The organism is Xanthomonas populi (assembly GCF_002940065.1).
In the GTDB taxonomy this organism is placed as follows: domain Bacteria; phylum Pseudomonadota; class Gammaproteobacteria; order Xanthomonadales; family Xanthomonadaceae; genus Xanthomonas; species Xanthomonas populi.
The window spans coordinates 1-25,350 of sequence record NZ_MDEJ01000035.1 but is presented as its reverse complement, the minus strand read 5'-3'; the positions used below and the strand labels follow the sequence as shown (position 1 = coordinate 25,350).

The following is a 25,350-nucleotide window of genomic DNA, read 5'->3' as shown; positions in this document are numbered from 1 at the left end:
GTTTTGCCGTTGCGGGAACTTTCGATGAAGCTTCGTTATGCTGTGCTGCCGCTGTGTCTGTTGACCGCCTTGCCAAACCTTGCCGCCGCGCGCGGATTCGATGTACGCGACATGGTGGCGCTGGACCGGGTGTCCTCGCCCATGCTCAGCCCCGATGGCAGCGTATTGGTGTTTGCCAATCGGCAAGACAAGCCCAATAACGGCAAACCAGCTACTGGCCTGTGGATGCGCAACCTGCGCACACGCGATGCGCTGCCGCCTAAGCGGCTGACTCCGGATGGCTGGAACGTCAACAGCCCGGCGCTGTCGCCGGATGGCAAGACGGTGTACTTCCTCAGCAGTAAATCCGGCAGCCAGCAGTTGTACGCACAGTCGCTGACCGGTGGCAGCGCACAACAACGCACTGCGTTTGCGGTGGACGTGGACAGCTACAAGATCTCGCCCGATGGCAAGCGCATCGCCTTCAGTGCCGGCGTGTTCCAGGACTGCGGGTCGGACCTGGGTTGCACCAGGACCAAGCTCGCCAGCGTCAAAAACGCCAAGGCCAGCGGCGTGGTATACGACCAGTTGTTCGTGCGGCATTGGGACACCTGGAACGACGGTCGCCGCAACACGCTGTTCGTCGCAGATCTGCCTGCTGCCGGTGCCAAGTCCGTCATCGGTGCATCGGCGATCAGCGCCACGTTGGCCGGCGATGCGCCGTCCAAGCCGTTCGGTGGCAACGACGATTACACCTGGTCGCCGGATGGCAGCAGTGTGGTGGCCAGCGTGCGCGTGCCGCAGCCGCATGGTCCTGACACGGGCAAGGACACCAAGGCGGGCAGCAAGCCCACCGGCAACGACGAGCCCTGGCAGACCAACTTCGACTTGTACCGGTTGGATGCCAGCGGCAAATCCGCACCGGTCAATTTGACCGCGTCAAACCCGGCCTGGGATGCCGGCCCGGTGTTCAGCAGCGACGGCAAGACGCTGTACTACCGCGCGATGAAACGCCCCGGTTTCGAGGCCGACCGCTTCGCTTTGATCGCGATGGATGTGGCAAGCGGCAAGACCCGCGAAATCGCGCCCAAGTGGGACCGCTCGGCCGGCGAGATCGTGGTGAGCGATGACGGCGCCAGCCTCTACACCAGCGCCGACGACCTCGGCGAGCATCCGTTGTTCAAGATCGATATCGCCAGTGGGGAGGCGACCAAGCTGGTGGGCGAGGGCAGCGTGCATGCACCGACAGTGGCCGGCAACACGCTGGCGTTTACGCGCAATTCGTTGAAGAGCGGCGACCAAGTGTTTGTCAGCGACGTGCAAGGCCAGGGCCTGCGTGCGATCACCCAAAGTGCGGGCGAATTGCTGCCGGATGTGCAGTTCGGCGATTACGAGCAATTCCGGTTCAAGGGCTGGAACAACGACACCGTGCATGGTTATGTGGTCAAGCCGTACAACTACCAGGCAGGCAAGACCTACCCGGTGGCGTTCCTGATCCACGGCGGCCCGCAGGGCAGCTTCGGCAATGGCTGGAGCAACCGCTGGAATCCGCAGACCTACGCCGGGCAGGGCTATGCGGTGGTGATGATCGACTTCCATGGCTCCACCGGCTACGGCCAGGAGTTCACCGATGCGATCAGCCAGCATTGGGGCGATCGCCCGCTGGAAGATCTGCAAAAAGGCTGGGCCGCCGCACAGAAGCAGTACGGCTTTCTCAACGGCGACAAGGCCTGCGCGCTGGGTGCCAGCTACGGCGGGTACATGGTCTATTGGATGGCAGGCAACTGGAATCAGCCATGGAAGTGTCTGGTCGACCACGACGGCGTGTTCGACAACCGCACCATGGGCTACGCCACCGAAGAGCTGTGGTTCAGCGAATGGGAAAACGGCGGCACGCCGTGGCAGAACCCGGCCGGCTACGAGAAGTTCAACCCGGTGCTGCACGTAGACAAGTGGAAAGTGCCGATGCTGGTCATCCACGGCCAGCAGGATTTCCGCATCCCGGTCGAGCAGGGCCTGGCCGCGTTCACCGCGCTGCAGCGCAAGGGCATCGACTCCAAGTTCCTGTACTTCCCCGACGAGAACCACTGGGTGCTCAAGCCGGACAACAGCGTGCTGTGGCACGACACCGTCAATAGCTGGTTGAAGCAGCATATCGGCCAGTGAGGTCAGGATCGGCACCTCGCCAGTGTGCGGCGTGCCGGGCATCACCGGCTGGATCCTGCGCTCGGAAAGCGCGATCTATCTCTGGAGCGGGGATGGCTGCAGCCAATCGTGCCTGCAGCCGGCCTTGCCCAACCCACGGATCTACCATGTCGACGACACCCCGCCATGTGGATGAGTTCGCTTGGCATAGGGCGACAAGTTCGCGGCCGAAAGGGCCGGTTAACTGCTGGTAGGCCACGGGCGTCGCAGCGCATCAAGGCAATGTCGAACTACAGTGTTTGATCCCAGGCTTTGATGGTGCACTTTTTTCCCTCGAATGGAAGCAAGCACGATGGGCCAGGTTCTACACGGGAGCGCCACCACGACAGAGGCGATCCGCCGAGCGATACAACAGCGTCAAGAGAGCCTGAGAGCGCTTTCCAAGCGTTACGGCATCCATCACAAGACGGTGGCGAAGTGGAAGAAGCGGACCTGGGTTGTCGATGTGCCAACCGGGCCGACGCAGCCGTGTTCCAACGTGCTGTGCGTTGCGGATGAGGCGGCGATCGTTGCCTTCCGTAAGCACAGCCTGCTGCCGTTGGACGACTGTCTCTACGCACTGCAGCCGCGCATCCCGCATCTCCAGAGATCGCCGTTGTCGCCGAACAGATCCTCGACCACCTTGGTCTTGAAGCTGAGCTGGAATTTCAGCCCGGCGCTGTCCAGTTGCTGTGGCGTGGACACCGAGTTGGCTGGGTTCGGCGACCGCGGGTGCGGTTGGAGTCGCTGCTCCAGAACGCCGGCAACAGATAGATCGGCTTGTAAGCCGCGCAGCCGAAACGTGCCCAGCTTGAAGTCATTGGACAGCTCCCAGCGGTGATCCAGCAGCGAGCCACGGCCGGCGTTGGGTTGGTCTTCGCCATCGGCGCGGAAGAAATCGCCAACGCGGCTGATGGCAGGTTCGTCCTGCGGCTTGGCCTCTCTCTGCTTGGCTAGCTGCGCGGCGGCATCGGCTTCTGCGGTCAGCTGCGGCGTGTAGCCCAGCGCCTGGTCGTAACAGGCCAGGCGCGCCGCATCCGAAGTGACGGCGGTGCAAGCCTGCGGGAGGCGGGTGTCGTAGCGATTTCCTGCGCGTGCGCCAGCGGCGCGGCCACCAGGGCAATCAGCACCAAGGGGCGGGTGCCGTGCTTTGACATGGGCAGTCTGGCCGAGTGAAGGCATCAGGCAGCCGCAAGAGTTTGCAGTTTAAGGGTCGCGCCTGCATACGCGGTGTCTACACTGCCGCATAACATTCGATCAGGCATCTGCGCTGGCGGTGGGGACATCGACAGGCTAGTACGTGACTTGCGCTGCCAGCGCTGAAACAACCGTCTCGCGCCACCAACGTTGGTGGCCGCTGGAAATCGACTAGAAACACCAGGCGATCGCGAACACGCCAAGCATGCATAGACCCAGCGCCAGCTTGCTCGCGGTGCCGAGCATGATGCCGATCCAGGTGCCGACGCCCACCTTGGTGGCCTGGTTGGACTTGCGGGTTTGCCAGTATTCGCCGATCCACGCGCCGGCAAACGGGCCGACGAACAAACCAATCGGCATGAAGAAAATACCGACGAGGGAGCCGATCACCGATCCCCACAACGCCATCTTGCTGGCGCCGACGCGCTTTGCGCCGTACACGCTGGCCAGGAAGTCGATCGCGAACGACAACGCAGTGATCATGCCCAATATCACCAGCGTCACCCAGCCGACGTGGGTAAAGCCATCGGCCCAGGCGGCCACCAGCAATCCCGCGAACACCAGCGGCAGGCCCGGAAGCGCCGGCAGGATGACCCCGGCAAGGCCGATAAGCACCAGCACACCAGCCAGGATGTAGGAGACGAGGTTCGTGTCCATGATGGGTGAGATATGTCCTGTTTCAGGCTTGAAAAAAAAGCGCAAGGAATTCTTGAAAATTGGTTTTGTGCGGGTTAATTTTCCAGCGCTGCTGTTTGCAACGGTCACCGTGAATCGTGGCCTGATGCGCGGTAGATCGTTTGATCCGCTACATCCTTGTACCTCGCTTCCTCCTTGCAATCGCAGCCACCACCGCCAGTCCACCCACAGTGTCGTAGGGAGTCAGTCGAAATGTCCGTCAGCCAACGCGAGCATGGTGTCGTGAAGTGGTTCAACGATGCAAAGGGCTTTGGATTCATCAGTCGCGAAAACGGCGAGGACGTGTTCGTCCATTTCCGTGCAATTCAGATCCAGGGTTTCAAGAGCCTCAAGGAAGGTCAGAAGGTCAGCTTCACCGTCGTGCAAGGGCAAAAGGGTTTGCAGGCGGATGCGGTACAGCTCGTCTGAGCGCCAGCGCAGTACCTTCAAGCCACCACGCAAACAACAGAAAGGCCCGTTGCCGGGCCTTTCTGGCATGTGTCACCAAGCGGGTAAGTCGATCAGCGCAGGACGACCTTGCCGTTGACCACGCGAACATAGGCGTTTTCGCGCACACCCGCCAGATCGCGCTGGTTCACCATGATGACGCGGCCATCGTCCATGCGAACCTGCACATCGAAGCTGTCGCTGGTGACGTTGTTCTGGATCGCATTGCCCGCCAGCGCGCCGGCAGCGGCACCGGCAACGGCAGACACATTCTTGTTGCCCTTGCTGCCGCCGGTCTCCTTGGAGATCTGACGGCCGGCCACCGCGCCGACGATGCCGCCGAGCACTGCGCCGGTCCCGGTGGGAGCGCTGCGGGTGGGGCCGACTTCATCGATGCGGGTCACGATGCCGCAATCCACGCAGCGCGCCTGCTGCGACTGCCCTTGGTCGTAACCGCGGTCGCCGCGATAGCTGCCGTACTGAGGTTGAGAGGTAGCGCAGCCAACCAGGGTCGCGGTTGCAGCCAGGCCAATGACGAGCAGNGGGGGGGGGGGGGGCGAAAGCGGTCAGGGCCGCGGCGACGTCATCCTGTGGTGGTGCAGGTGAACGGTCTGCCAACTGAAACACTCCACGCTTAACGCAACCCGAGCGTCCTGTTCACCGCCGCCGCTGTGAGCATCGACGCAGGGGCGATCGTGGTCATCGAAAGTCGCGATGACAGGCCTCGCAGGCGTTGGTGATCTGTGTGTTGACTGCGGCACTTTTGGCGCAATCGGCCGGCGGCGCGCGCTGTGCCTGGTCCAGTGCGGCACGCAGGGCGTGGGCATGCTCGCCGAAGCGGTGGTCCTCGCCGATGTCCGGGAAGGCCGGTTCCAGTTCGTCGGCAAGCAGGCGCAGCGATTGCAGTCGCGCTCGGTGTCGTGCGGGGTCGCATGTCGCATCGGCGTCGGGTTGCAAGGCGCGCAACTGGTAAGCCATCACCTGCATCAGGCTGTCCGGCACCGGGTTGCCTCTGGCCTGCAGGACACGCGCCACCATCACGGTGCAGACCAGCCCGATCAGGATGCCCAGCACCAGCATGAGGGCATAGCGGGAAGCGCGCGATCGGTCGGTGGACGGGGCAGGCATGGAAGGACTCCGGTTGACGCGGGCATAAGCACGGTCGATGGGCGCGCGCTGAGCGGCGCGCTTAAAATAGGTCGATGAAAGCACAATGGCGTGAACGCTTTGCCGGTATCGACCGGCTGTACGGAGTCGGCACGGTGGAGCGGCTGTCGGTCTGCCGCGTGGCGGTGGTCGGGATGGGCGGCGTGGGTTCGTGGGTGGTGGAGGCGCTTGCGCGGACCGGCGTCGGGCACATCCGCCTGATCGATGCCGATGACTTGTGTGTGTCAAACACCAACCGGCAATTGCCGGCCCTGGCGGGCCAGTACGGACGCAACAAGGCGCGCGCGATGGCCGAGCGCTGTGTGGCGATCAATCCGGAGATTGCCGCCGATGCGGTGGAGTCGTTCCTCACCGCCGGCTCTATCGAACACCTGCTCGGCGACGACTTCGATCTTGTGATCGATGCCTGCGACAGCTTCCGGGTGAAAGTGGAAACCATCGCATGGTGCCGCCGGCGCAAGTTGCCTCTGCTCACGGTGGGCGCCGCTGGCGGGCGCACCGATCCCACGCTGGTGCGCGTGCGCGATGTCTCACGCACCGAGCACGACGCGATGCTGGCGCTGATCCGCAAGAAGCTGCGCAGCGAGTTCAACTTCCCCAAGAATCCCCAGCGCTGTTTCGGCGTGCCGGCCGTGTACTCGCTGGAAAACGTCAAATATCCGCAGGCAGATGGCAGCGTCTGCGGCATCCGCCCGCAGCTGGATGCCGATGCCACGCTCAAGCTGGATTGCGGGGCAGGGCTGGGTGCCGCCACGCATATCACTGGCACCTTCGCCTTTGTTGCGGTGGGCAAGGCGCTGGAGATGTTGCTCAAGCCGAAGGTGACTGCTGCCACTGCGTCGCCGACCGCCGGGGTTGCTGCAAGCTCATAACCTCACCGGCCTTGTGTCATGTCATCTGCAGCGCGCGCTTGTATCAGTCAGGCAATCCGAACAATCGCCGCGCATTGGCCGTGGTCTGTGCGGCAATGCGCTCGGCGGCCGTGCCGCGTAGCTGCGCGATGCAGTCCAGCACCGTGCGCAGGTGGGCCGGTTCGTTGCGTTGGCCGCGAATGCTGGCGTCGGGCTGATCCGGCGCATCGGTTTCCAATAGCAGACATTCCAGCGGCATCGTTGCGGCCAGGCTGCGCAGGCGATTGGCGCGTGGGTAGGTCACTGGGCCGCCCAGGCCGATCATGAAATCCAGCTTCCACAATTGCTGCGCCTGTTCGGGGCTGCCGGCAAAGCTGTGCACCACGCCACGCAGGCCGCCCATGGCCTTGATGCGGGCGATGACTTCTTCGGTGGCGCGGCGCGCATGCACGATCAGCGGCAGGTTGACGCGCTTGGCCAGCTGCAGTTGCCCGTCGAAGTAGTCGCGCTGGGTTTGCGCGTCCAGGCTGTCCAGATAGAAATCCAGCCCGCATTCGCCGATGGCGCGGGGGCGCTCGCGCTCGATCCACTCGGCCAACTGCTCCAGATGTTCGGGGCGATGCTGATCGAGAAAAATCGGGTGCAGCCCGTAGGCGGGGTACAGCCCTGACGCCTGGTTGCAGACGGCGCGCAGGCCCGGCCAACTTGCGGCGGTGATCGCCGGGAGCACCTGCTGCACAACACCGGTCGCCTGCGCGCGTGCGATCACGGCGGCGCGATCGTGGTCGAACTCGCTGGCATCTAGATGGCAGTGGCTATCGACCAGCTGCATCAATCGCGACGGAGCGGGGCGGGCAGCGGCGTCTTGCGCGTTTTCCAGTTGGCGAGCAGTAGCGTGGTCAGGCCGAACAGCAGTTCGTCAACGAATGGGACAATGTCCGGCACCATCAGGTCCACCAGAAACAACGCCGCCGCCAGCTTGAACAAGGTGGGGTAGCGCAGCTTGCTGGCCCACTCCAGGGCGCGCGAGGCGATGGGATTGCGCATGCGAATGCTCCGGCTGTTAGAGGCGCATGAAATAACCGCTAGCTGAACTTAACGACGGCATTCATGAGCGAGGGCGTTTTCGTTCAGGGTTCACGTGCTGGAATCATGCCGTCAACAACGCGGCGTGTCCGCACGGAGCTGGATCATGAAGAGCAATACGACAACTATACTCGTCGCTGCTGGTGCGTTGCTGGTCGGAGGCGTGGCCACTGCCGCCTTCATGAATAACCGCCCGTCGTCCGGCGATTTCGTCGCCAACGGCGAGCCGGCACTGCGCGGTCTGGAATACGCCGACGTGGTCAAGGTCGCACCGATCACCGAGCGCGAGCCTCAGTACGCGCAGGTCGTCAATAGCGCCGCCATTCGCGAAACCACCACCAGCTCCTCGCCGCGTGAAGTCTGCCGCGATGTGGTGGTGCAGGAACGTTTGCCCGAGCGCGACGGCAATGTCGGCGGCACCGTGGCTGGCGCCGTGATCGGCGGCCTGCTGGGTAACCAGGTCGGCGGCGGCAATGGCCGCAAGCTGGCCACGGTGGCTGGTGCGGTCGGTGGCGGAATGATCGGTAACCGTGTGGACCGCAATCATGTCGGTGGTCGCGTGGTGGATCGCACTGAGCGCCAGTGCCATACCGAAAACGCCAATTCGCAGTCCTCGCGGGTGGTCGGCTATGACGTGACCTACCGCAATGCCGACGGCACCACCGGCACCATGCGCATGGACAGCAAGCCGGGCGAGCGCATCTCGCTGGGCGATGCCGACAATGTGGTGGCCTACGACGTGACCTACCGCTACGACGGTTTCGAGAAGACCGTGCGCATGAACGACAAGCCGGGCAGCGATCGTCTGCCGGTGGTGGATGGTCAGCTGGTGACCCAGACCGCTTCGACCGCCGGTGACAAGGTTCTTCGTGTGGATGCGGGCAGCACGCGTCAGTAATCTGCCACAGGTCATCCGCGCAGGATGACCGAGATAGCAAGAAAAGAGCCGGCAATGCCGGCTCTTTTGATTTTCAGGCGCTGGTTCCGCATCCCGCGCGCTGCACAAGGCGGCGCAATGTTCGGCCGGAACTGGCAGATAATCGCCGCTTCTCCTGTGGTGGAAGCCAGCAGGCCGGTGCGCGATGGTGGCGCAGGCCTGGGTGCGGCGGCCTATGGCTGATCTGCCAGGAACTGGAGAGCGGCGACAGCGGCCTGCGCAGTTGCGTCAGCGTGCAATCGTCGCTGTGCATGTCTCCCATCCACGCCGATGGCAGCGATGATCAGCGTCAGCGCTGGTTGCCGGTCATGGCCGCCGGTCGCTTGATCGGCTGCTTTGGTTTGAGCGAAGCGCAGGGCGGCTCGGACCCGGCTGCGATGACTACGCGTGCGGTGCGGCAGGGCGATGGCTGGCGTTTGAACGGCGCCAGGATGTAAATCACCAACGGCAGCATTGCCGGCGTGGCGATCATCTGGGCGCATACCGACGATGGTGTGCGCGGCTTTCTGGTGGAGAACGGCAGCGCCGGTTTGAGTGCGCAAGACATCGCCCACAAGATGAGGATGCGCGCGTCGGTGACCTCGGGTCTGTTCCTGGACAACGTGTTCGTGCCCGAGCAGATGCGTCTGCCGAACGCGGCCGGTTTGAAAGCGCCGCTGGGTTGCCTCAACCAGGCGCGTTACGGCATCGCCTGGGGCGCGATCGGCGCGGCGGTAGCCTGCCTGCGCGAAGCGCTGGCCTACAGCGGGCAGCGCATTCTGTTCGGCCGGCCGTTGGGGGCAACCCGAAGCGCGCAGATCAAAGTGGCCGACATGGCCCGGCGGATTTCCACCGCGCAATGGCTGGCACTGCCGCTTGGGCGTCTGAAAGAAGCCGGTGCGCTGCGGCCGGAACAGATCTCGCTGGCAAAATGGAACAATTGCCGCATGGCCCTGGACGTGGCGCGCGAGTGCCGCGATCTGCTGGGCGCGGCCGGCATCACCACTGAGCATGTGGCGATCCGGCATGCGCTGAACCTGGAATCGGTGATCACCTATGAAGTCACCGAGACGGTGCATCAGTTGGTTGTAGGGCGTGCACTGACCGGACTCACTGCGTTTTGACAAGGAGTGAAGGTTGATCAGCAAGTATGTGACGCAACGCCTGCGGGGCGTGTTATGGATGCTGTGCTTGATTGCGGCAATCGCGATGGTTGCGCCGGTACATGCCCACGAGGCGCCGCGTATGGCGCCGCCGCCGGCCTGGGTGGTGGCCGATGCGGTGCCCGGCAACGTGCCTGGCGCGAACGGCATGCGCTATGAGCTGGTGTGCGATCAGATCGATCTGACCGGCGCCGCGCCGCAGGCGTATCGCCGGCTCAGCGACAGCGTGCAGCGCGCAAAGAGCCAGAAATTTGGAAGCGGTGGAGGCGTGGGCCGCGCAGCTGTATCCGCGTGCGTTCAAGGATCCGCAGGTTGCCGCTGCCATGCTGCAGAGCCTGCAGCTGCGCAGCGACAACCCGCAGGCTGCGTTGCTGCGTGCGGTGGCGTTCGTGCAGGGCCAGATCCGCGACGTCGGCCTGGATATGGGCGAGAACTCGCACGCGCCACACGCACCGGAAGTGACCTTGCGCAAACGCTATGGCGATTGCAAGGACAAGGCGACGCTGTGGATCGCGCTGTTGCAACGGGCCGGCATTCGCGCCGAACCTGTGCTGGTCAACAGCTATAAGGGATATGGGCTGGATGCGCGCCTGCCCAGCCCGTGCGCGTTCGGTCGGTCGGTGAGCGCTATCTCGAGTTTATGCAGCAGTACTACACCGCGCTCACGCAGGTCGGCGTGCCCAGCTTCGACGATGCCGATGCGCGCAATGTGCGCACGCACGAAACCTATCGCCTGGAGTGGCCGGCCGACGAAGGCTACGAGCTCGGCTTCCCGCTGTTTCAGCTCGCGAGTGGATGGATGCCTTGCCGAAAACGGCACGCAAGGGGCGTTGGCGCTGGGCTGGCCGCAGCTGGCGCGGCAGACCGTGCGCGTGCAGACCGATCCGGTGCTGCGGGTGAAACCGGAGGAGTAGATCGTCGCCAACCCGTGGTTCCGGTTTTTCGCGCACGGTGTCCATGCACGACGGGCGCATCGTCATCGTGGGCGAATGGCAGCGGTTCACTGAGCGCATTGTGCGCGCACGCGCATTCGGCGCGCTGGCGTTGACGCTGTCGGCGCTGGGCGTTTTGATTGCGGTGCTGGGTGTGCCGGTGGCCTGGGTGGCGATGTACTGAGACTGCGTTAGCCCGATAGGCTCACCACCGCAGCGCATGCCGCTGCGGCAACGCGCTGCAACTGAAACGGTGCAGGGCTTTGCAAAGGCACGCCGGGCTGTGACACTGCCAGCCCCTCGTTATTGCTGCGGAGCCAGTTTGATGTCGACCGTGCCTCCCCCGTTGACCGTCCATGGCCTGTCCAGTTCCGGCAACTGCTACAAGGTGCGCCTGTTGCTGGAGCAACTGGGCAGCCGCTACCACTGGCTCGAGGTCGACAGCGCGGCGGGCCAAACCCGCACGCCCGAGTATCTGGCCAAAAATCCCAACGGCAAGGTGCCGATGGTGGAGCGCGACGACGGCCGCGTGCTGACCGAATCCAACGCAATCCTGTTCTGGCTGGCCGAAGGTACGCCCTATCTGCCCACCGATGCGTGGCAGCGTGCGCAGGCGTTGAGCTGGATGTTCTTCGAGCAATACAGCCATGAGCCGTACATCGCGGGGGCGCGTTTTATCAGCCTTTGGACGCCGCGCGATGCAACGCGCCGCGCTGAACTGCCCCAATTGCGCGCAGGTGGCGAGCAGGCGCTGGCGGTGGTGGAGCAGCATCTGCAGCAGCACGTCTGGTTTACCGGTAGCGCGTACGGCATCGCCGATATTGCGCTGTTCGCATATACCCATTGCGCCGAAGACGGTGGCTTCGATCTGCAGCGCTGGCCGGCGATCGGTGCCTGGCTGCAACGCGTGCAGGTTTTGCCTGGTTTCGTCGCGATGCCGGCGCCTGCGTTCACCTCGGTGAGCGCATGAGCGGCGTGCGAAACATGAGCGACATGCACGGCATGCGCCGCCCGCAGAAGCACTGACGATGTGCGGATTGGCGGGACTGCTGCTGGCGTCGCCGCGCCTGCATGGCGAGCAACTCGACGCGCTGGTGCGGCCGATGGGCGCGGCCTTGCGCCATCGCGGCCCCGACGACGCCGGTACCTGGTGCGATGCGCAGGCCGGCGTGGCGCTGGCGCATCAGCGGCTGAGCATTCTGGATCTGTCGCCACTCGGCCATCAGCCGATGCGCTCGGCCGACGGTCGCTATGTGCTGGCCTACAACGGTGAGATCTACAACTTCGCCCAGCTGCGTGCGGCCTTGTCGGCGCTCGGGCATCGCTTCCGTGGCCATTCCGATACCGAAGTGCTGCTGGCTGCGGTGGTGGAGTGGGGCCTGGACGACACCCTGACGCGCTGCAACGGCATGTTCGCACTCGCCCTGTGGGACGAGCGCGACACCTGTCTGTCGCTGGCACGCGACCGCGTCGGAAAGAAACCGCTGTACTACGGTTGGGCCGGCGACACGCTGGTGTTCGGTTCCGAACTCAAGGCGCTGTGGCAGCACCCGGATTTCGATAACGGCGTGGATCGCGATGCGCTGACCTTGCTGCTCCGGCTCGGTTACATCCCGGCGCCGGCCTGCATCCATGAGCGCACCTTCAAGCTGATGCCCGGCAGGGTGCTGCGGCTGGATGCGCAGACCGTGGCGGCTGGCGCGCCGGCGCATCGGCCGGACCAGGCGCAGCAGCCGTTCTGGAACGCGCGCGAAGCGATGCAGCGCGCGTTGGCAGCGCCGTTCACCGGCAGCGATGCGCAGGCTGAAGAACAGCTCGATAGCGTGCTGCGCGATGCAGTGGCGCTGCGCATGGTGGCCGACGTGCCGGTGGGCGTGTTTCTGTCCGGCGGCACCGATTCGTCGATCGTCACCGCGATGATGCAGGCGCAAAGCGCGCAGCCGGTGCATACCTTCAGCATCGGTTTCGAAGGCTCGCATCACGACGAAGCGCCGCTGGCGCGCGAAGTGGCCACGCATCTGCACACCGACCACACCGAGCTCTACGTCAGCGGTGCCGATGCCTTGGCGGTGGTGCCGCACCTGCCGGACATGTTCGACGAACCATTCGCCGATGCCTCGCAGGTGCCGACCGCGCTGTTGGCACGGCTGGCGCGCGGCGGGGTGACCGTGGCGCTGTCCGGCGACGGTGGCGACGAGTTGTTCTTCGGCTATGGCCGTTACCAGCGTGCCCTGCGCAATTGGCGCATGCATGGGCTGGTGCCGGGGCCGTTGCGGCGGCTGATGGCGGTGGCAGCGCGCCGCAATGGCGAATCCTCGCGCACCGGCGGGCTGGCTGCCTTGGTGGCGGAGGCCGGCGCGCGCGGCATCGGGGATATCTACCGCAACCGCATTTCGCGCTGGCGCGATCCAGCCACCGTGGTGCTGGGCGCCACCGAGCCCGACAGTTTCTACAGCCTGGCCGACCCGCTGCATGGCTCCGGCACACCGGCCGACGCGATGATGCTGGCCGACTTTGCCGCCTATCTGCCCGACGATCTGCTGTGCAAGGTGGACCGCACCACCATGGCGGTGGGGCTGGAAGCGCGCGCGCCGTTGCTGGACTGGCGCGTGGCCGAGTTCGCCTGGTCGCTGCCGTTGTCGCTGAAGTATCGCGACGGGGTCAGCAAGTACCTGCTCAAGCGCGTGCTGTGCCGCTACTTGCCCGACCCGATGGTCTACCGCGGCAAGCGCGGCTTCGGCGCGCCGGTCAGCGCGTGGCTGCGCGGCGATTTGAATGGCTGGGCCGACGATCTGCTGGCGCACGCCACGCTGGAGCGCGAAGGCGTGTTCGCTGCCGACACCGTGGCCGGCCTGTGGCGCGACTTCAACCGCGGCGAGCGCAAATGGCATACGCATCTATGGACGGTGCTGATGTTCCAGGCCTGGCAGGCGCACTGGCGTGCGCAGCGCGCCGCGATCGGCCGCTAAAGCGGCCGTGCTTCACCGGGTATGAGCGCGGCGCTGGGTAGAGTCTGGCGCTGGTTTTCCTAAGGAGCGTTCCCATGAGCAAGCTCACCATTGCCGTGCTGGTCGGCAGCCTGCGTGCAGCGTCCTATAACCGCCAACTGGCGCGCGCGCTGGCGCATCTGGCCGGCGACAAGGCCGTGTTCGCATACCTGGAGATCGGCGACATTCCGCTGTACAACCAGGACCACGATGCGGATTTCCCGGCCCAGGGCACCCGTTTGAAGCAGCAAGTGCGTGCCGCCGACGCGGTGTTGTTCGTGACCCCGGAATACAACCGCTCGTTTCCCGGCGTGCTCAAGAACGCCATCGACACCGGCTCGCGACCGCATGGCGACAGCGCGTTTTCCGGCAAGCCGGCGGCGGTGGTGGGCATCTCGGTCGGTGCGATCGGCACTGCAACCGCGCAGCAGCATCTGCGCAATGTGCTGTCGTATCTGAACATGCATGTGCTTGGCCAGCCGGAAGTGTTTCTGCAGTACAAGGAAGGCCTGTTCGGAGAGGACGATCAGATTGCCAACGCCGATAGCCGCGCGTTTCTGCAGGGCTTCATCGATACGTTCCTGCGCTTGATCGAGCACCGCAAGGGCTGAGTTGCACGTGATGGGGTCCGCCTGACGCACTGCGCCAGGCAGACCCGGCCACGGGGCCAGAACGCCGACGGGGCAGGGGTCTTGGCGGTTGCGACAACCGACGCGTAGAACCTGATGCACCGGCTGTGCACCGGTTATCCACAGAGTTGTGCATGGTCGTCGACGCTGTCGATGTCTATGCTTCCTGCCCCCGTCCACCTCGCGTCAGGCTGTTCGTCCATGTCCGCTCGTCCTGGTTTCCGTTCCAAACGCAATCGCGATCGCGACGACGATTACGATCGTCCCGAGCCGCGTCTGGACCAGCTGCGCGTGCCGCCGCATTCGGTCGAGGCCGAGCAGGCCGTGCTCGGCGGCTTGATGCTGGCGCCGGAGGCGTTCGATCGGGTCAACGACCAGCTCACCGACAACGACTTCTATCGGCGTGATCACCGGCTGATCTACCGCGCGATTCGCGAGTTGAACGAGAAAGACCGCCCGTTCGACGCGGTGACGCTGGGCGAGTGGTTCGAATCGCAAGGCAAGCTGGAGCAGGTGGCCGATGGCGCCTATCTGATCGAGCTGGCCAGCACCACCCCGTCGGCGGCCAACATTGCCGCCTACGCTGAAATCGTGCGCGACAAGGCGGTGCTGCGGCAGTTGATCGAGGTCGGCACCACCATCGTTAACGATGGCTTCCAGCCGGAAGGCCGCGAGAGCGTGGAACTGCTCGCCTCGGCTGAAAAAGCGGTGTTCAAGATCGCCGAAGCCGGCGCACGCGGGCGCACCGATTTTGTGGCGATGCCGGGCGCGTTGAAAGACGCCTTCGAAGAACTGCGCAACCGCTTCGAAAACGGCGGCAACATCACCGGCCTGCCGACCGGCTACACCGATTTCGATGCGATGACCGCCGGCCTGCAGGCGACCGACCTGATCATCCTGGCCGCACGTCCGGCGATGGGCAAGACCACGCTGGCGCTGAACATTGCCGAATACGCAGCGATCAAGTCCAAAAAAGGCGTTGCGGTGTTTTCGATGGAAATGTCGGCCTCGCAGCTGGCGATGCGATTGATCTCGTCCAATGGCCGCATCAACGCGCAACGCCTGCGGACCGGTGCGCTGGAAGACGAAGACTGGGCGCGTGTGACCGGTGCGATCAAGATGTTGAAGGAAACCAAGATCTTCATCGACGACACCCCGGGCGTGTCGCCGGAAGTGCTGCGCTCCAAGTGTCGCCGGCTCAAGCGCGAGCACGACCTGGGCCTGATCGTCATCGACTATTTGCAGCTGATGTCGGTGCCGGGCAACAGCGAAAATCGCGCGACCGAAATCTCTGAGATTTCGCGTGGTCTCAAGGGGCTTGCCAAGGAACTCAACGTGCCGGTGATTGCGTTGTCGCAGCTCAACCGCTCGCTGGAAACGCGTACCGACAAGCGCCCGGTGATGGCCGACTTGCGCGAATCCGGCGCGATCGAGCAGGACGCGGACATGATCGTGTTCATTTACCGCGACGATTACTACAACAAGGAAAACTCGCCGGACAAGGGCCTGGCCGAGATCATCATCGGCAAGCACCGCGGTGGTCCCACCGGCTCTTGCAAGCTCAAGTTCTTCGGCGAATACACCCGTTTCGACAATCTGGCGCACGATTCGGTTGGCAGTTTCGAGTAGGTAGCCGAGGGCGACCGCCTGCCTGTTGCGATTGCGACGCTGTAATGGCTTTTCCGGCCGAGCGCACTCATCCGCGCGCAGCGATGCCTGTGTCAAAGAGCGCCGCTGTGGCGCTCAACCCCACTGTATGGCGGCCGATACCCTGTAGGTCACCCTCCTGGGTCCTGCCGATGCCGCTGAACGTCACCCACGCAGAAACCGCCGAGCGCGACGCCAGCGCCGCTGTCGCGTCGCTGCGCACGCAGCTGGACGCGTTGCTGCTGTTCTGCGACGCCGAGTACGACCTGGATGCGCTGGGTCTGGCGATCAAGGCCGGCTTCGACTGTCCGGTGATCGGCTGCACCGCTGCTGGCCAGATCGGCGAGCGCGGCTTCCAGAGCAGCGGCATCCTGGTCGCAGGTCTGCGCGGCGGCGTGCTGCAGGCGCAGCCGGTGCTGATCGCGCCGCTGTCGGACCTGCAGGCGCAGGTGGCGGTTGCTGCCGAGGCGGTGCAGGCGGCGAGCGTGGACAAGGCCGGGCGTTGCTTCGCGCTGCTGTTGGTTGATGGACTGTCCACTTGCGAGGAATACCTCGCCGCGGCGTTGTACCGGATGATCGGCAACGTGCCGCTGCTTGGCGGTTCGGCCGGCGACAACCTGCGTTTCGAGCGCACCCAGGTCTACTACGACGGCCGCTTCCTGGCTGACGCGGCGGTACTGACCCTGTTCCAGTCGCAGCATCCGTTCGTGGTATTCAAGCTGCAGCACTTCGTCGCCAGCGAGGTCGAGCTGGTGGTCACCGATGCCGACCCGGACCGGCGCCTGATCCGCGAGATCAACGGCGAGCCCGCGGCGCTGGCCTATGCCGAGGCGATCGGCGTGCCGCTGGACGCCTTGGATCCGCATGTGTTCTCCACCTATCCGCTGCTGTTGATCCTGAGCGGCGAGCCCTACGTGCGTTCGATCCTGCGTGTCAACGAGGATCTGTCGCTGACCTGCTACTGTGCGGTGGAGGAGGGCATGGTGGTCGCAGTCGGCAAGGCGGTGGACGTGATGGAGACGCTGCAACAGGCCTTTGCCGAAGTGCATGAGACGGTGCCCGATCCGGCGCTCGTGATCGGCTGCGACTGCATCCTGCGCCGCATCGAGTTCGGCCAATCGCAGATGCAGCAGCAGGTCGGCGCGTTCATGGCACAGCAGCGGGTGTTCGGTTTTTCCACCTATGGCGAGCAGTTCAATGGCCTGCACGTCAACCAGACCTTTACCGGCGTTGCGATCGGGAGATGAGCATGTCCGCAGATGCAGCGACGGTGCCGGCCATGGCGCACGCCTCCGCCATCCCTTTCGATAGCAGTGACGCGGCGCTCGTCGCCGAACTGCGCCGGCAGCTTGCGGCGCGCGACAAGGTGATCGTGGTGCTGAAGAAACGCGTCACCGCACGCGACTATGCGGTGGCCTCGCCGCTGGCGACGCTGCAGCAGAACATCGCGCTGGGCAAGATCGTGGCGCTGAAGACCCAGGAACTGAGTCGCGAGCGGCAGGAACTGGAGCACGCGCTGGCCGACCTCGGCAAGGCGCAGACCGCGTTGCTGCAGGCGCAGAAGATGGAGTCGATCGGCCAGCTCGCCGCCGGCATCGCCCACGAGATCAACACGCCGGCGCAGTATGTGCGCGACAACGTCGCGTTCGTGAGCAAGGCCAAGGCCATGGTCGACCAAGTGATCGACAAGGCATTCGAAGTGGTCGAGGCGGCGCGCGCGCAAGGCGTGGCGTCGGAGTTGATCGCCGTGCTGGACGCGCAGGTCACCTCGTCCAAGTTCCAGTACCTGCGTCAGCAGACGCCCGAAGCGCTGCAGCAATCGATCGAGGGGCTGGACCGCATCACCAAGATCGTCGGCGCGATGAAGACGTTCTCGCATCCGTCGGACGGCGAGAAGGAACCGGTGGACCTGCGCGAACTGGTCGCCACCACCGTCACCGTCGCCCGCAACGAATGGAAGTACGTGGCCGAGGTCCAGACCGATTTCGCCGACGACGTACCACTGGTGCCGTGCCTGCGCGACGAGATCGGCCAGGTGCTGTTGAACCTGGTGGTCAACGCGGCGCATGCGATCGGCGATACCCTGGTGCCGGGCCAGCGCGAGCGGGGCCTGATCCGCATTATCCTGCGCCGTGCCGGCGACAGCCATGTGGACCTGTGCGTCGGCGACGACGGTCCGGGCATTCCCGAGGCGATCCGGAACAAGGTGTTCGATCCATTCTTCACCACCAAGCCGGTCGGCAAGGGCACCGGCCAGGGCCTGGCGATCGCCTATTCCACGGTGGTGGAGAAGCACCAGGGACGTATCTTCTTCGAACCGTCGGCGGACCAGCGCGGTACCACGTTCGTGGTGCGGCTGCCGCTGACCGCCGCGGCGGGCTGAGCGATGCGCGTGCTGTTCGTCGACGACGAGAAGCAGGTGCTGGCCGGCCTCGAGCGCACCATGTTCATGGCCGACCGCGACTGGGGCGTGGCGTTCGCCGGCAGCGGCGCCGAAGCGCTGGCCACGCTGCAGGCGCAGCCTGCCGACGTGGTCGTCTCGGACATGCGCATGCCGCTGATGGACGGCGCCGAGCTGCTGCGCCGGGTGCGCGACAGCTGCCCGCGCACCATCCGCATCATCCTGTCCGGGCATACCGAACAGGAAGCGGCGCTGCGCTCGCTGGACGTGGCCCATCAGTTCCTGGCCAAACCCTGCGATGGCGATGCGCTGATCGAGGCGATCGATCGCGCAGTGGCACTGCAACTGCTACTGGACGATCCGGCGGTGCAGGCGGTGGCCGGACGCATCGGCGGGCTGCCGTCGGCGCCGCGCATGTTCGCGCAGCTCAACCGCCTGCTCGGCGACGCCAGCACCGGCGTGGCGCAGGTGGCCGCGGTGGTGGAAAGCGATCCGGCGCTGGCGGCCAAGGTGCTGCAGCTGGCCAATTGCGCGTTCTTCGGCAACGGCCATCGCGTGATCGAGATCAAGGACGCGGTCAACCGTCTCGGCATCAGCCTGCTGCGCACGCTGGTGCTGGCCAGCGAGGTGTTCCATAGCGGCGCCGGCGACTCGGCCGACGCGATCCGTGCCGATGCGGTACGCGCATCGCGGTTGGCGGTGGCGGTCGGCAGGGGTCATGCCGCCGAGGACGTGGTGACGACCGCGGCGCTGCTGGCCAACGTCGGCGCGCTGTTGCCGGACATCGCGCGCCTGTGCCGCGATGCCGATCCGCAGGGCCGCGGTTTTCCATCGCATGCGGAGATCGGCGCCTATCTGCTCGGCGTGTGGGGCCTACCCGGGGCGATCGTCGAAGCGGTCGCCCATCACCGCGATCCGCACCGGGTCGCGCATCGCCAGTTCGATGCGGTCGGCGTGGTGCACGTGGCGGTGGCGCTGGCCCACGGCGTGGCGCCGGATCTGGATTACCTGCAATCGATGGGCGTGGCCGCGCAACTGCCACGCTGGCAGGCGGCATGCGTGCAGATTCGCGAAGCGGAGCAAGTGTCATGAGCGACCCCGAGCTGCCGCGCATCCTGTGCGTGGACGACGAACCCAACCTGCTGGCCGCAGTGGAGCGCAATCTGCTCGGCCAGTTCGACGTGGTCACCGCCAACGGCGGCGAGGCCGGGTTGGCCGCGATCGCCAGCGGCCCGCCATTCGCGGCGATCGTGTCGGACATGCGCATGCCGGGCATGGACGGTGCCGCGTTCCTGGCTGCGGCGCGCGCCCGCGCGCCGGACAGCGTGCGCCTGTTGCTGACCGGGCAGGCCGATGCGACCTCGGCGATCGCCGCGATCAACCAGGGTGCGATCTTCCGCTACCTGTGCAAGCCGTGCCCGACCGATGAACTGGTTGCCGCATTGGAGCAGGCGGTGGCGCTGCGTCGCGCCACGCTGCTGGAGCGCGAACTGCTGGAGACCACGCTGGCCGGCACCACGCGCATGCTCACCGAGGTGCTGTCGATGGTCGCGCCATGGGCGTTCCAGCGCTCGGCACAGCTGCAGGCCTGCGTCAGCCACGTCACCGCCAAATTGCCATGGACGAACCGCTGGACCGTCGAAGTCGCCGCAGCGCTGAGCCACATCGGCTGCGTCAGTGTGCCCGGCGATGTGATCCAGCGCGAGATCGCCGGCGATACGCTGTCCGAGCAGGAACAGCAACTGGTCGACGGCCATCCGCTGGTCGCGCATCGCCTGCTCGCGGCGATCCCGCGCATGCAGTGCGTGGCCGAAATCGTGCGCTATCAGGCGTTGCCGCCGCCGGCCGATGCCGATTCCGAAGTGATCCGCGGCGCCCAGCTGCTGCGCGCCTCGCTGCTGCTGGTGCGCAGCCTGGCGCGCAAGCTGCCGCTGGCGCAGGCGATACAGAAGCTCCGCCAGGTCGAGCCGCCGCTGCCGCAGGATCTGATCGATGCGCTGGCGGATCTGCAGTTGAACACCCGCAGCGGCATCCGCAAGGCCAAGGTCAGCGATCTTGTGCCGGGCTGGCGCCTGGAGCAGGACGTGGTGTCCAAGCGCGGCATGATGCTGCTGGCGCAGGGCAGCGAATTGAGCCTCACCTCGATCCTGGCCTTGCGCAACCTGCAGGCGGCCGGCGCCATCGTCGAGCCGCTGCTGATCAGCTACGGCAGCGAGGACCAGACCGGCGCGCCAGTGGTGGCCTAGCCAGCGCCGCACTGATCGGCGCGGCGTGCGTTCACGCCGGCTGCGCGCCTTTCCCGGCCCGTCTGCGGATGAGCTACGCCATCGTCTGGTTCGGGCGCGCTGCGCGCACGAGGTTGCGGGTGCCGCCGCATTCGGTCGAGGCCGAACGGGGTGTGCTCGGCGGCTTGCTGCTGGCGCCGGAAGCATTCGATCATTCAACGACCAGCTCACTGACAACGATGTCTACCGGCGCGATCATCGCCTGACGCCTGTATCACTTCATTCGTCAACGAAGACGCGCGTGACCAACATGTTGCCGCCATCGCTACAGCGTTGGAGATGTTGCGTCAGCCGCTCTTGGCCGGCCGCGGAGCGCTCGTCCAGGCATCGCGCCATCGTTGCACCAGCCGGCTTATGCTGCGCAGCCTTATCGTCGCTGCCGAGTTCGTATGTCCTACGCCATCGTCTGGTTCCGTCGCGATCTGCGCCTTCAGGACAACCCGGCCCTGCGTGCTGCGCTGGATGCCGGGCATGCCCCGATTCCGCTGTATATCGATGCGCCGCACGAAGAAGGCGAGTGGACGCCCGGCGCTGCCTCGCGCAGTTGGCGACATCGCTCGCTGGCGGCACTGGATGCAGCGCTGCGCGCGCTTGGCAGCGTCCTGGTGATTCGCGCGGGCGAAAGCGCCCAGATGCTGGATGAGGTGATCGCCCAGACCGGTGCGGTGGCGGTATACTGGAACCGCAAATACGAACCAGCGACCCAACCGCGCGATGTGCAGATCAAGCGCAGCTTGCGCGAGCGCGGCATCGAGGTACAGAGCTGCAATGCCGCACTGTTGTTGGAGCCGTGGCAGTTGTCGACCCAGCAGGGCGGACCGTACAAGGTCTTCACCCCGTACTGGCGCAACGCACTCACGCAGTTGCAACTGCCTGCTGCAGTGTCGGCGCCACGCAGCCTGCCACCGTTGCCAACACAGCTGAAAACCGATCCGCTGGAAACGCTGGGGTTAGTGCCGAAACTGGACTGGGATCAGGGTTTCTGGGAGCACTGGCAGCCAGGCGAAGCCGGTGCGCACGAGATGCTGGAAATATTCATCAATGGCGCGTTGTCAGGCTATCGCGAAAACCGCGATCGGCCCGATCGGGTCGGCACCTCGCAACTGTCGCCGCATCTGCACTTCGGCGAGATCGCGCCGTGGCGCATCGTCAGCATGCTGGAAGCCAATCGCAACGCCCGCAACGGTGCAGAAATCGATGGTTACATCCGCCAGCTGGGCTGGCGCGATTTTGCTTACCACTTGTTGCATCACTTTCCCGATACAACCAACCAGAATCTCAATCCGCGCTTCGAAGGCTTCGATTGGGCGAAGGTGGATCCGGTCGCGTTGCAGGCCTGGCAGCGCGGCCGCACCGGCATTCCGATCGTCGATGCGGGCATGCGCCAGCTCTGGCATACCGGCTGGATGCACAACCGTGTGCGCATGATCGTGGCGAGTCTGTTGTGCAAGCATTTGCGCATCCATTGGATCGAAGGCGCACGCTGGTTCTGGGACGCGCTGGTGGATGCGGACCTTGCCAACAACACCATGGGCTGGCAATGGGTCGCCGGTACCGGTGCCGATGCGGCTCCGTATTTTCGTGTGTTCAATCCGGTGACGCAGGCGGAGAAATTGGATCCGCAGGCGGCCTACATCACGCGCTGGGTGCCGGAGCTCGGCAAGCTTGCAGTAAAGGAGCGTTTCGCGCCCTGGCTGCATCCGTTGTCGCTGGCGCGATTGGCGCCGGAGTATCCGCGCACGCCAATTATCGGATTGGCCGAAGGTCGCGATGCGGCGTTGGCGGCGTATGCAAAAACGCATGGACAACCGGAAACGTTTTCCTGAATGCAGCACCTGTCGCACCCAATCTGCGGCCGCTTTCATCGTGCGCCAGTCGCGTTGGTCTGTTTATCCTCGCCGACACGATTGAGTGCCGGATGGTCCGGCCACAGGAGAACAGCATGTCCCCAGCAGCCACCAAGAGTCTCGCCGTTGCCCTGGCCAGCGCCATCGCGCTGTCCGCCTGCGCTACCGGCGGCTCCTATGTGCAGCGCGACCAGTACGGCGAGCAGACCCAACAGCAGAACCGCACCGGTCGCAATGCGCTGATCGGCACCGCCATTGGTGTCGCTGCAGGTTTGCTCACCGGCGACAGTGCCACCGAGCGTCGTCAAAACGCGATGGTCGGCGCCGGTATCGGCGCACTGAGCGGCGCGGCCGTGGGCCAGTACCAGGATCGCCAGGAACGCGCACTGCGCGAGCGCACCGCCAACACCGGTATCGAAGTGCAGCGTCAGGGCGACAACATCACCTTGAACCTGCCGGACGGCATCACCTTCGACTTCGGCAAGTCGGCGTTGAAGCCGCAGTTCTACACCGCGCTCAATGGCGTGGCGTCCACGTTGCGCGAGTACAACCAGACCATGGTGGAAGTGGTCGGTCATACCGACAGCGTCGGTAGCGATGCGGTGAATCAGCGCTTGTCCGAAGAGCGTGCCGGTGCGGTTGCGCAGTATCTGACCGCGCAAGGCGTGCAACGCGAGCGGATGGAAACGATGGGTGCCGGCAAGCCGTATCCGATCGCCGACAACAACACCGACGCCGGTCGCGCACAGAACCGTCGCGTGGAAATCCGTTTGATTCCGTTGCGTTCTGAGGGTGCTGGTAATAACACCGGTATGCGTTGAGTTTGACGCATGGAATTGTGGCGAGTCGATCGACGAAGCCGCGATGTAAAAAACAGGTCGCGAAAGCGGCCTGTTTTTTTTTAGCGCTACAGATCTTGTTGATCAAGAGCGGCTAACAAAAATCTCTTGAATACTGTATTGGCAAGCGTGATGTCCTTACCGGTTCTGTGACCCCGTGGCTGCAATCATGCATCCACGGAGTCTTCCATGGATGGATTCACTGTGTGTCCCGCGAGCGGTGAAGGCAGCGCGCACTCGACCAATAGCGGCTAACAAAACGTAGCGAGCAGTCGTCAGGTGGGTGCGGAGGGCGCGCTCAGAATCGGAGTGTACGAGTGGTACATGCCGATTCCGAGCACCGGCCGCCCCCGCCTGGCGGCTGCGCAGTAGTTTTGTTAGCCGCTCTAACTGAGTTTCTTTCACTTGTAGAGCGACTGATCTGCGGATTTGCTGTAGGGCCCTTGCACGGCCACCATCGCAGGACACGCCGCACGTACGTCCATGTAGGCGCTTATGCGGCATCCATGCCGCATAAGGTCCCGCGACGGTGGGCAGGCAAGGACCAGTCGAGAGTATCGGTGTGCATGGCACACGCAGTGCACGACGTGCGCTGTTCGGATGACGGTCGATCCGATCATCTTCACAACGCAAGCAGAGCAACGGCCAAGCTTTTAAAAGAGCAACCGATCAACTCTCTGGTGCGGTGTCCTCGTCGAGTGCGGGACCATGTGGCGGCATGGATGCCGCCACTGAGCCTCCATGGACGGATTCACGGCGTGTCCCGCGAGCGGCGAGGACACCGCGCGCTCGACCAACTAGGCTTTTGGCCTAAGAGCGGCTAACAAAACGTAGCGAGCGGTCGTCAGGTGGGGGCGGGCGGAGCGCTCAGAACCGCAGTTTATGAGTGGTACATGAGGAGTCCGAGCACCGACCGCGCCCGCCTGGCGGCCGCGCAGTAGTTTTGTTAGCCGCTCTAAACTAGTGGCTGCATCCAAACGTGCAGCCGTACCCTCATCCGCCCTTTGGGCACATTCTCCCGAGGGGAGAAGGGTCGTTCCGTTGGGTGAATGTTTGATAGGTATTACGCGGTGACATTTTCCAGAATGCGCTTGCCTTCGGCGCGCAATTTCGCCTCTGTGCCGACCTCTACTTTCGCATCGTTGTCCGCTTTCTGCGCTGCCAGACGCGCCGGGCACTGCGGCATCATGTCGTCCGTATAGAAGTTCATCCGCGTGACCAGAAAACCCACGAAGGCGCGCACTTTCGGCGAGACCAAACGGCCACCTGGGAACACCGCATTGACGTCCACTTCCGGGCCGGTCCAACCGGCGAGCACGCGGCGTACCAGGCCCGATTGCACGAACGGTTTGGCCATCACATCGCCAGTCAACAGCAGGCCTTCGCCGCATAGCACCGCACCGTTGAGCGCGGCCGGATCGTTGGCCACCATCAGCGGATTGACCGGGAAATCACGCACATCGCTGCAGTCGCTGAGCGACCAGAAAAAGCGGTTGTTGTGCACGTTGCGGTTCTTGCAGCGCCAGCGTGCGATGAAATTGCAACTCGTCCGGATGCAACGGTCCGCGTAGCGTTCGATATAGGACGGGCTGGCGAAGACCCGGGTGCGCAGGCTGCCGAGTTTGCGTGCGACAAGATTCGAGTCGGGCAGCGCGCCGACGCGTAGCGCCAGATCGGCTTCGCCGCCGATCAGGTCCAGCTTCTCGTTGCCCAGATGCATCTCCAGCTGGATGTCCGGGGGCTGCACATGGAACTCGCCCAGCAACGGTGCGATCAAGGTGATGCACCGCGAGTAGGGCACGGTGAAGCGCAACTAGCCGCGTGGGCCGGACTGTCGCTGACTAACCGCGCTTTCGGCTTCTTCCAGTTCGCGGGCGATGCGTTGGCAATGTTCGTGATAGACCGATCCGGCTTCAGTCAGGCCGATCCGGCGTGTGGTCCGGTGCAACAGGCGTGCGCTGATGCGCCCAGGGTTCCGTAGACACTCAAGACCCTCGTTGCGGGTAGCGCCGTTCAAACTCTACAGGGGACAGCTCGTCAGTTGAACCGTGGCGGAGGTTGGGGTTGTAGAACATCTCGATGTAGTCGAATACCTCGGCGCGAGCGGCGTCCTTGGTG

21 protein-coding genes, 2 other RNA genes and 5 pseudogenes are annotated in these 25,350 nt (G+C 64.6%); 18 read left to right on the top strand and 10 right to left on the bottom strand.

Annotation, left to right across the window (positions count from 1 at the left end; genetic code table 11):
* The first annotated feature begins 3 nt into the window (after positions 1-3).
* Entirely contained in the window at positions 4-2,145 is a 2,142-nt protein-coding gene (locus XpopCFBP1817_RS07890; protein ID WP_425479084.1) for a S9 family peptidase, read from the top strand.
* Between the two features lie 331 nt (positions 2,146-2,476).
* A pseudogene (locus XpopCFBP1817_RS07885) lies at positions 2,477-2,782 on the top strand (IS481 family transposase); the annotation flags it as partial.
* Here the strand turns inward: XpopCFBP1817_RS07885 and XpopCFBP1817_RS07880 are convergent.
* Positions 2,737-3,345, bottom strand: coding sequence for a phospholipase A (locus XpopCFBP1817_RS07880; RefSeq protein WP_128416698.1), 609 nt, complete (start codon positions 3,343-3,345; stop codon positions 2,737-2,739). The pseudogene XpopCFBP1817_RS07885 and the gene XpopCFBP1817_RS07880 sit on opposite strands and share 46 nt — an antisense overlap.
* 186 nt (positions 3,346-3,531) lie before the next feature.
* Entirely contained in the window at positions 3,532-4,017 is a 486-nt protein-coding gene (locus tag XpopCFBP1817_RS07875) for a DUF456 domain-containing protein (RefSeq protein WP_128416697.1), read from the bottom strand.
* Between the two features lie 231 nt (positions 4,018-4,248).
* On the opposite strand from XpopCFBP1817_RS07875, the gene XpopCFBP1817_RS07865 reads away from it, so the two are divergent.
* Positions 4,249-4,464, top strand: coding sequence for a cold-shock protein (locus XpopCFBP1817_RS07865; protein ID WP_128416695.1), 216 nt, complete (start codon positions 4,249-4,251; stop codon positions 4,462-4,464).
* Positions 4,465-4,556: 92 nt separating this feature from the next.
* Here XpopCFBP1817_RS07865 and XpopCFBP1817_RS07860 read toward each other — a convergent pair.
* Positions 4,557-5,024: pseudogene (locus XpopCFBP1817_RS07860) on the bottom strand (glycine zipper 2TM domain-containing protein); the annotation flags it as partial.
* Positions 5,025-5,181: 157 nt separating this feature from the next.
* Complete coding sequence (locus tag XpopCFBP1817_RS07855; RefSeq protein ID WP_128416693.1) at positions 5,182-5,610, bottom strand: hypothetical protein; 429 nt, start codon at positions 5,608-5,610, stop codon at positions 5,182-5,184.
* Between the two features lie 74 nt (positions 5,611-5,684).
* Between XpopCFBP1817_RS07855 and XpopCFBP1817_RS07850 the strand changes: the two genes are divergently transcribed.
* Positions 5,685-6,521, top strand: coding sequence for a tRNA threonylcarbamoyladenosine dehydratase (locus XpopCFBP1817_RS07850; protein WP_128416692.1), 837 nt, complete (start codon positions 5,685-5,687; stop codon positions 6,519-6,521).
* Between the two features lie 43 nt (positions 6,522-6,564).
* Here XpopCFBP1817_RS07850 and XpopCFBP1817_RS07845 read toward each other — a convergent pair whose 3' ends face one another.
* Positions 6,565-7,332 carry a TatD family hydrolase gene (locus XpopCFBP1817_RS07845; protein WP_128416691.1) on the bottom strand — a complete coding sequence of 256 codons (768 nt, stop codon included), beginning with the start codon at positions 7,330-7,332 and terminating at the stop codon, positions 6,565-6,567.
* A complete protein-coding gene (locus XpopCFBP1817_RS07840; RefSeq protein WP_128416690.1) occupies positions 7,332-7,547 on the bottom strand; it encodes a DUF6116 family protein in 216 nt (71 codons plus the stop codon). The genes XpopCFBP1817_RS07845 and XpopCFBP1817_RS07840 overlap by 1 nt, the downstream gene beginning before the upstream one ends.
* Before the next feature lie 145 nt (positions 7,548-7,692).
* Between XpopCFBP1817_RS07840 and XpopCFBP1817_RS07835 the strand changes: the two genes are divergently transcribed.
* The 14 genes and pseudogenes from XpopCFBP1817_RS07835 (at position 7,693) to XpopCFBP1817_RS07770 (ending at position 23,214) form a co-directional block, all read left to right on the top strand.
* Positions 7,693-8,484: a glycine zipper 2TM domain-containing protein gene (locus XpopCFBP1817_RS07835; RefSeq protein WP_128416689.1), complete on the top strand. Its 792-nt coding sequence runs from the start codon at positions 7,693-7,695 to the stop codon at positions 8,482-8,484.
* 165 nt (positions 8,485-8,649) lie between these two features.
* Positions 8,650-9,626, top strand: a pseudogene (locus tag XpopCFBP1817_RS07830) (acyl-CoA dehydrogenase family protein); the annotation flags it as partial.
* A 58-nt stretch (positions 9,627-9,684) separates the two neighbouring features.
* A pseudogene (locus XpopCFBP1817_RS07825) lies at positions 9,685-10,679 on the top strand (transglutaminase domain-containing protein); the annotation flags it as partial.
* Positions 10,680-10,922: 243 nt separating this feature from the next.
* The gene (locus tag XpopCFBP1817_RS07820; RefSeq protein ID WP_167393865.1) at positions 10,923-11,567 is read left to right on the top strand and encodes a glutathione S-transferase family protein; all 645 of its coding nucleotides are present in this window, start codon (positions 10,923-10,925) and stop codon (positions 11,565-11,567) included.
* Positions 11,568-11,625: 58 nt separating this feature from the next.
* On the top strand, positions 11,626-13,566 hold the full coding sequence (gene asnB / locus XpopCFBP1817_RS07815) for an asparagine synthase (glutamine-hydrolyzing) (protein WP_128416688.1): 1,941 nt from the start codon (positions 11,626-11,628) through the stop codon (positions 13,564-13,566).
* Between the two features lie 74 nt (positions 13,567-13,640).
* Entirely contained in the window at positions 13,641-14,195 is a 555-nt protein-coding gene (locus XpopCFBP1817_RS07810) for an NADPH-dependent FMN reductase (protein ID WP_128416687.1), read from the top strand.
* Positions 14,196-14,414: 219 nt separating this feature from the next.
* Positions 14,415-15,842, top strand: coding sequence for a replicative DNA helicase (locus XpopCFBP1817_RS07805; RefSeq protein ID WP_128416686.1), 1,428 nt, complete (start codon positions 14,415-14,417; stop codon positions 15,840-15,842).
* Positions 15,843-16,012: 170 nt separating this feature from the next.
* Complete coding sequence (locus tag XpopCFBP1817_RS07800; RefSeq protein WP_158251279.1) at positions 16,013-17,107, top strand: FIST N-terminal domain-containing protein; 1,095 nt, start codon at positions 16,013-16,015, stop codon at positions 17,105-17,107.
* A gap of 2 nt (positions 17,108-17,109) precedes the next feature.
* Positions 17,110-18,243: a sensor histidine kinase gene (locus tag XpopCFBP1817_RS23560; RefSeq protein WP_279627107.1), complete on the top strand. Its 1,134-nt coding sequence runs from the start codon at positions 17,110-17,112 to the stop codon at positions 18,241-18,243.
* A gap of 3 nt (positions 18,244-18,246) precedes the next feature.
* The gene (locus XpopCFBP1817_RS07790; RefSeq protein WP_128416683.1) at positions 18,247-19,353 is read left to right on the top strand and encodes an HDOD domain-containing protein; all 1,107 of its coding nucleotides are present in this window, start codon (positions 18,247-18,249) and stop codon (positions 19,351-19,353) included.
* Complete coding sequence (locus tag XpopCFBP1817_RS07785) at positions 19,350-20,507, top strand: HD domain-containing phosphohydrolase (RefSeq protein WP_128416682.1); 1,158 nt, start codon at positions 19,350-19,352, stop codon at positions 20,505-20,507. Before XpopCFBP1817_RS07790 ends, XpopCFBP1817_RS07785 begins: the two co-directional genes overlap by 4 nt.
* A 110-nt stretch (positions 20,508-20,617) precedes the next feature.
* Positions 20,618-20,751 (top strand): annotated as a pseudogene (locus XpopCFBP1817_RS07780) (DnaB-like helicase N-terminal domain-containing protein); the annotation flags it as partial.
* A 184-nt stretch (positions 20,752-20,935) separates the two neighbouring features.
* The gene (locus tag XpopCFBP1817_RS07775; protein ID WP_128416681.1) at positions 20,936-22,372 is read left to right on the top strand and encodes a cryptochrome/photolyase family protein; all 1,437 of its coding nucleotides are present in this window, start codon (positions 20,936-20,938) and stop codon (positions 22,370-22,372) included.
* Positions 22,373-22,488: 116 nt separating this feature from the next.
* The gene (locus XpopCFBP1817_RS07770) at positions 22,489-23,214 is read left to right on the top strand and encodes a YiaD family glycine zipper/OmpA-like lipoprotein (RefSeq protein WP_128416680.1); all 726 of its coding nucleotides are present in this window, start codon (positions 22,489-22,491) and stop codon (positions 23,212-23,214) included.
* Between the two features lie 267 nt (positions 23,215-23,481).
* Here XpopCFBP1817_RS07770 and XpopCFBP1817_RS07765 read toward each other — a convergent pair.
* From XpopCFBP1817_RS07765 to XpopCFBP1817_RS07745, 4 genes are all read right to left on the bottom strand, one after another.
* Positions 23,482-23,558: non-coding RNA, sX9 sRNA (locus tag XpopCFBP1817_RS07765), on the bottom strand.
* Positions 23,559-24,050: 492 nt separating this feature from the next.
* Positions 24,051-24,127, bottom strand: a non-coding RNA gene (locus XpopCFBP1817_RS07755) — sX9 sRNA.
* A 168-nt stretch (positions 24,128-24,295) separates the two neighbouring features.
* On the bottom strand, positions 24,296-25,033 hold the full coding sequence (locus XpopCFBP1817_RS07750) for a substrate binding domain-containing protein (protein WP_158251278.1): 738 nt from the start codon (positions 25,031-25,033) through the stop codon (positions 24,296-24,298).
* Positions 25,034-25,217: 184 nt separating this feature from the next.
* Positions 25,218-25,350, bottom strand: a 133-nt coding sequence (locus tag XpopCFBP1817_RS07745; protein WP_146090182.1) for an IS3 family transposase, incomplete at its 5' end; no start/stop codon positions are given.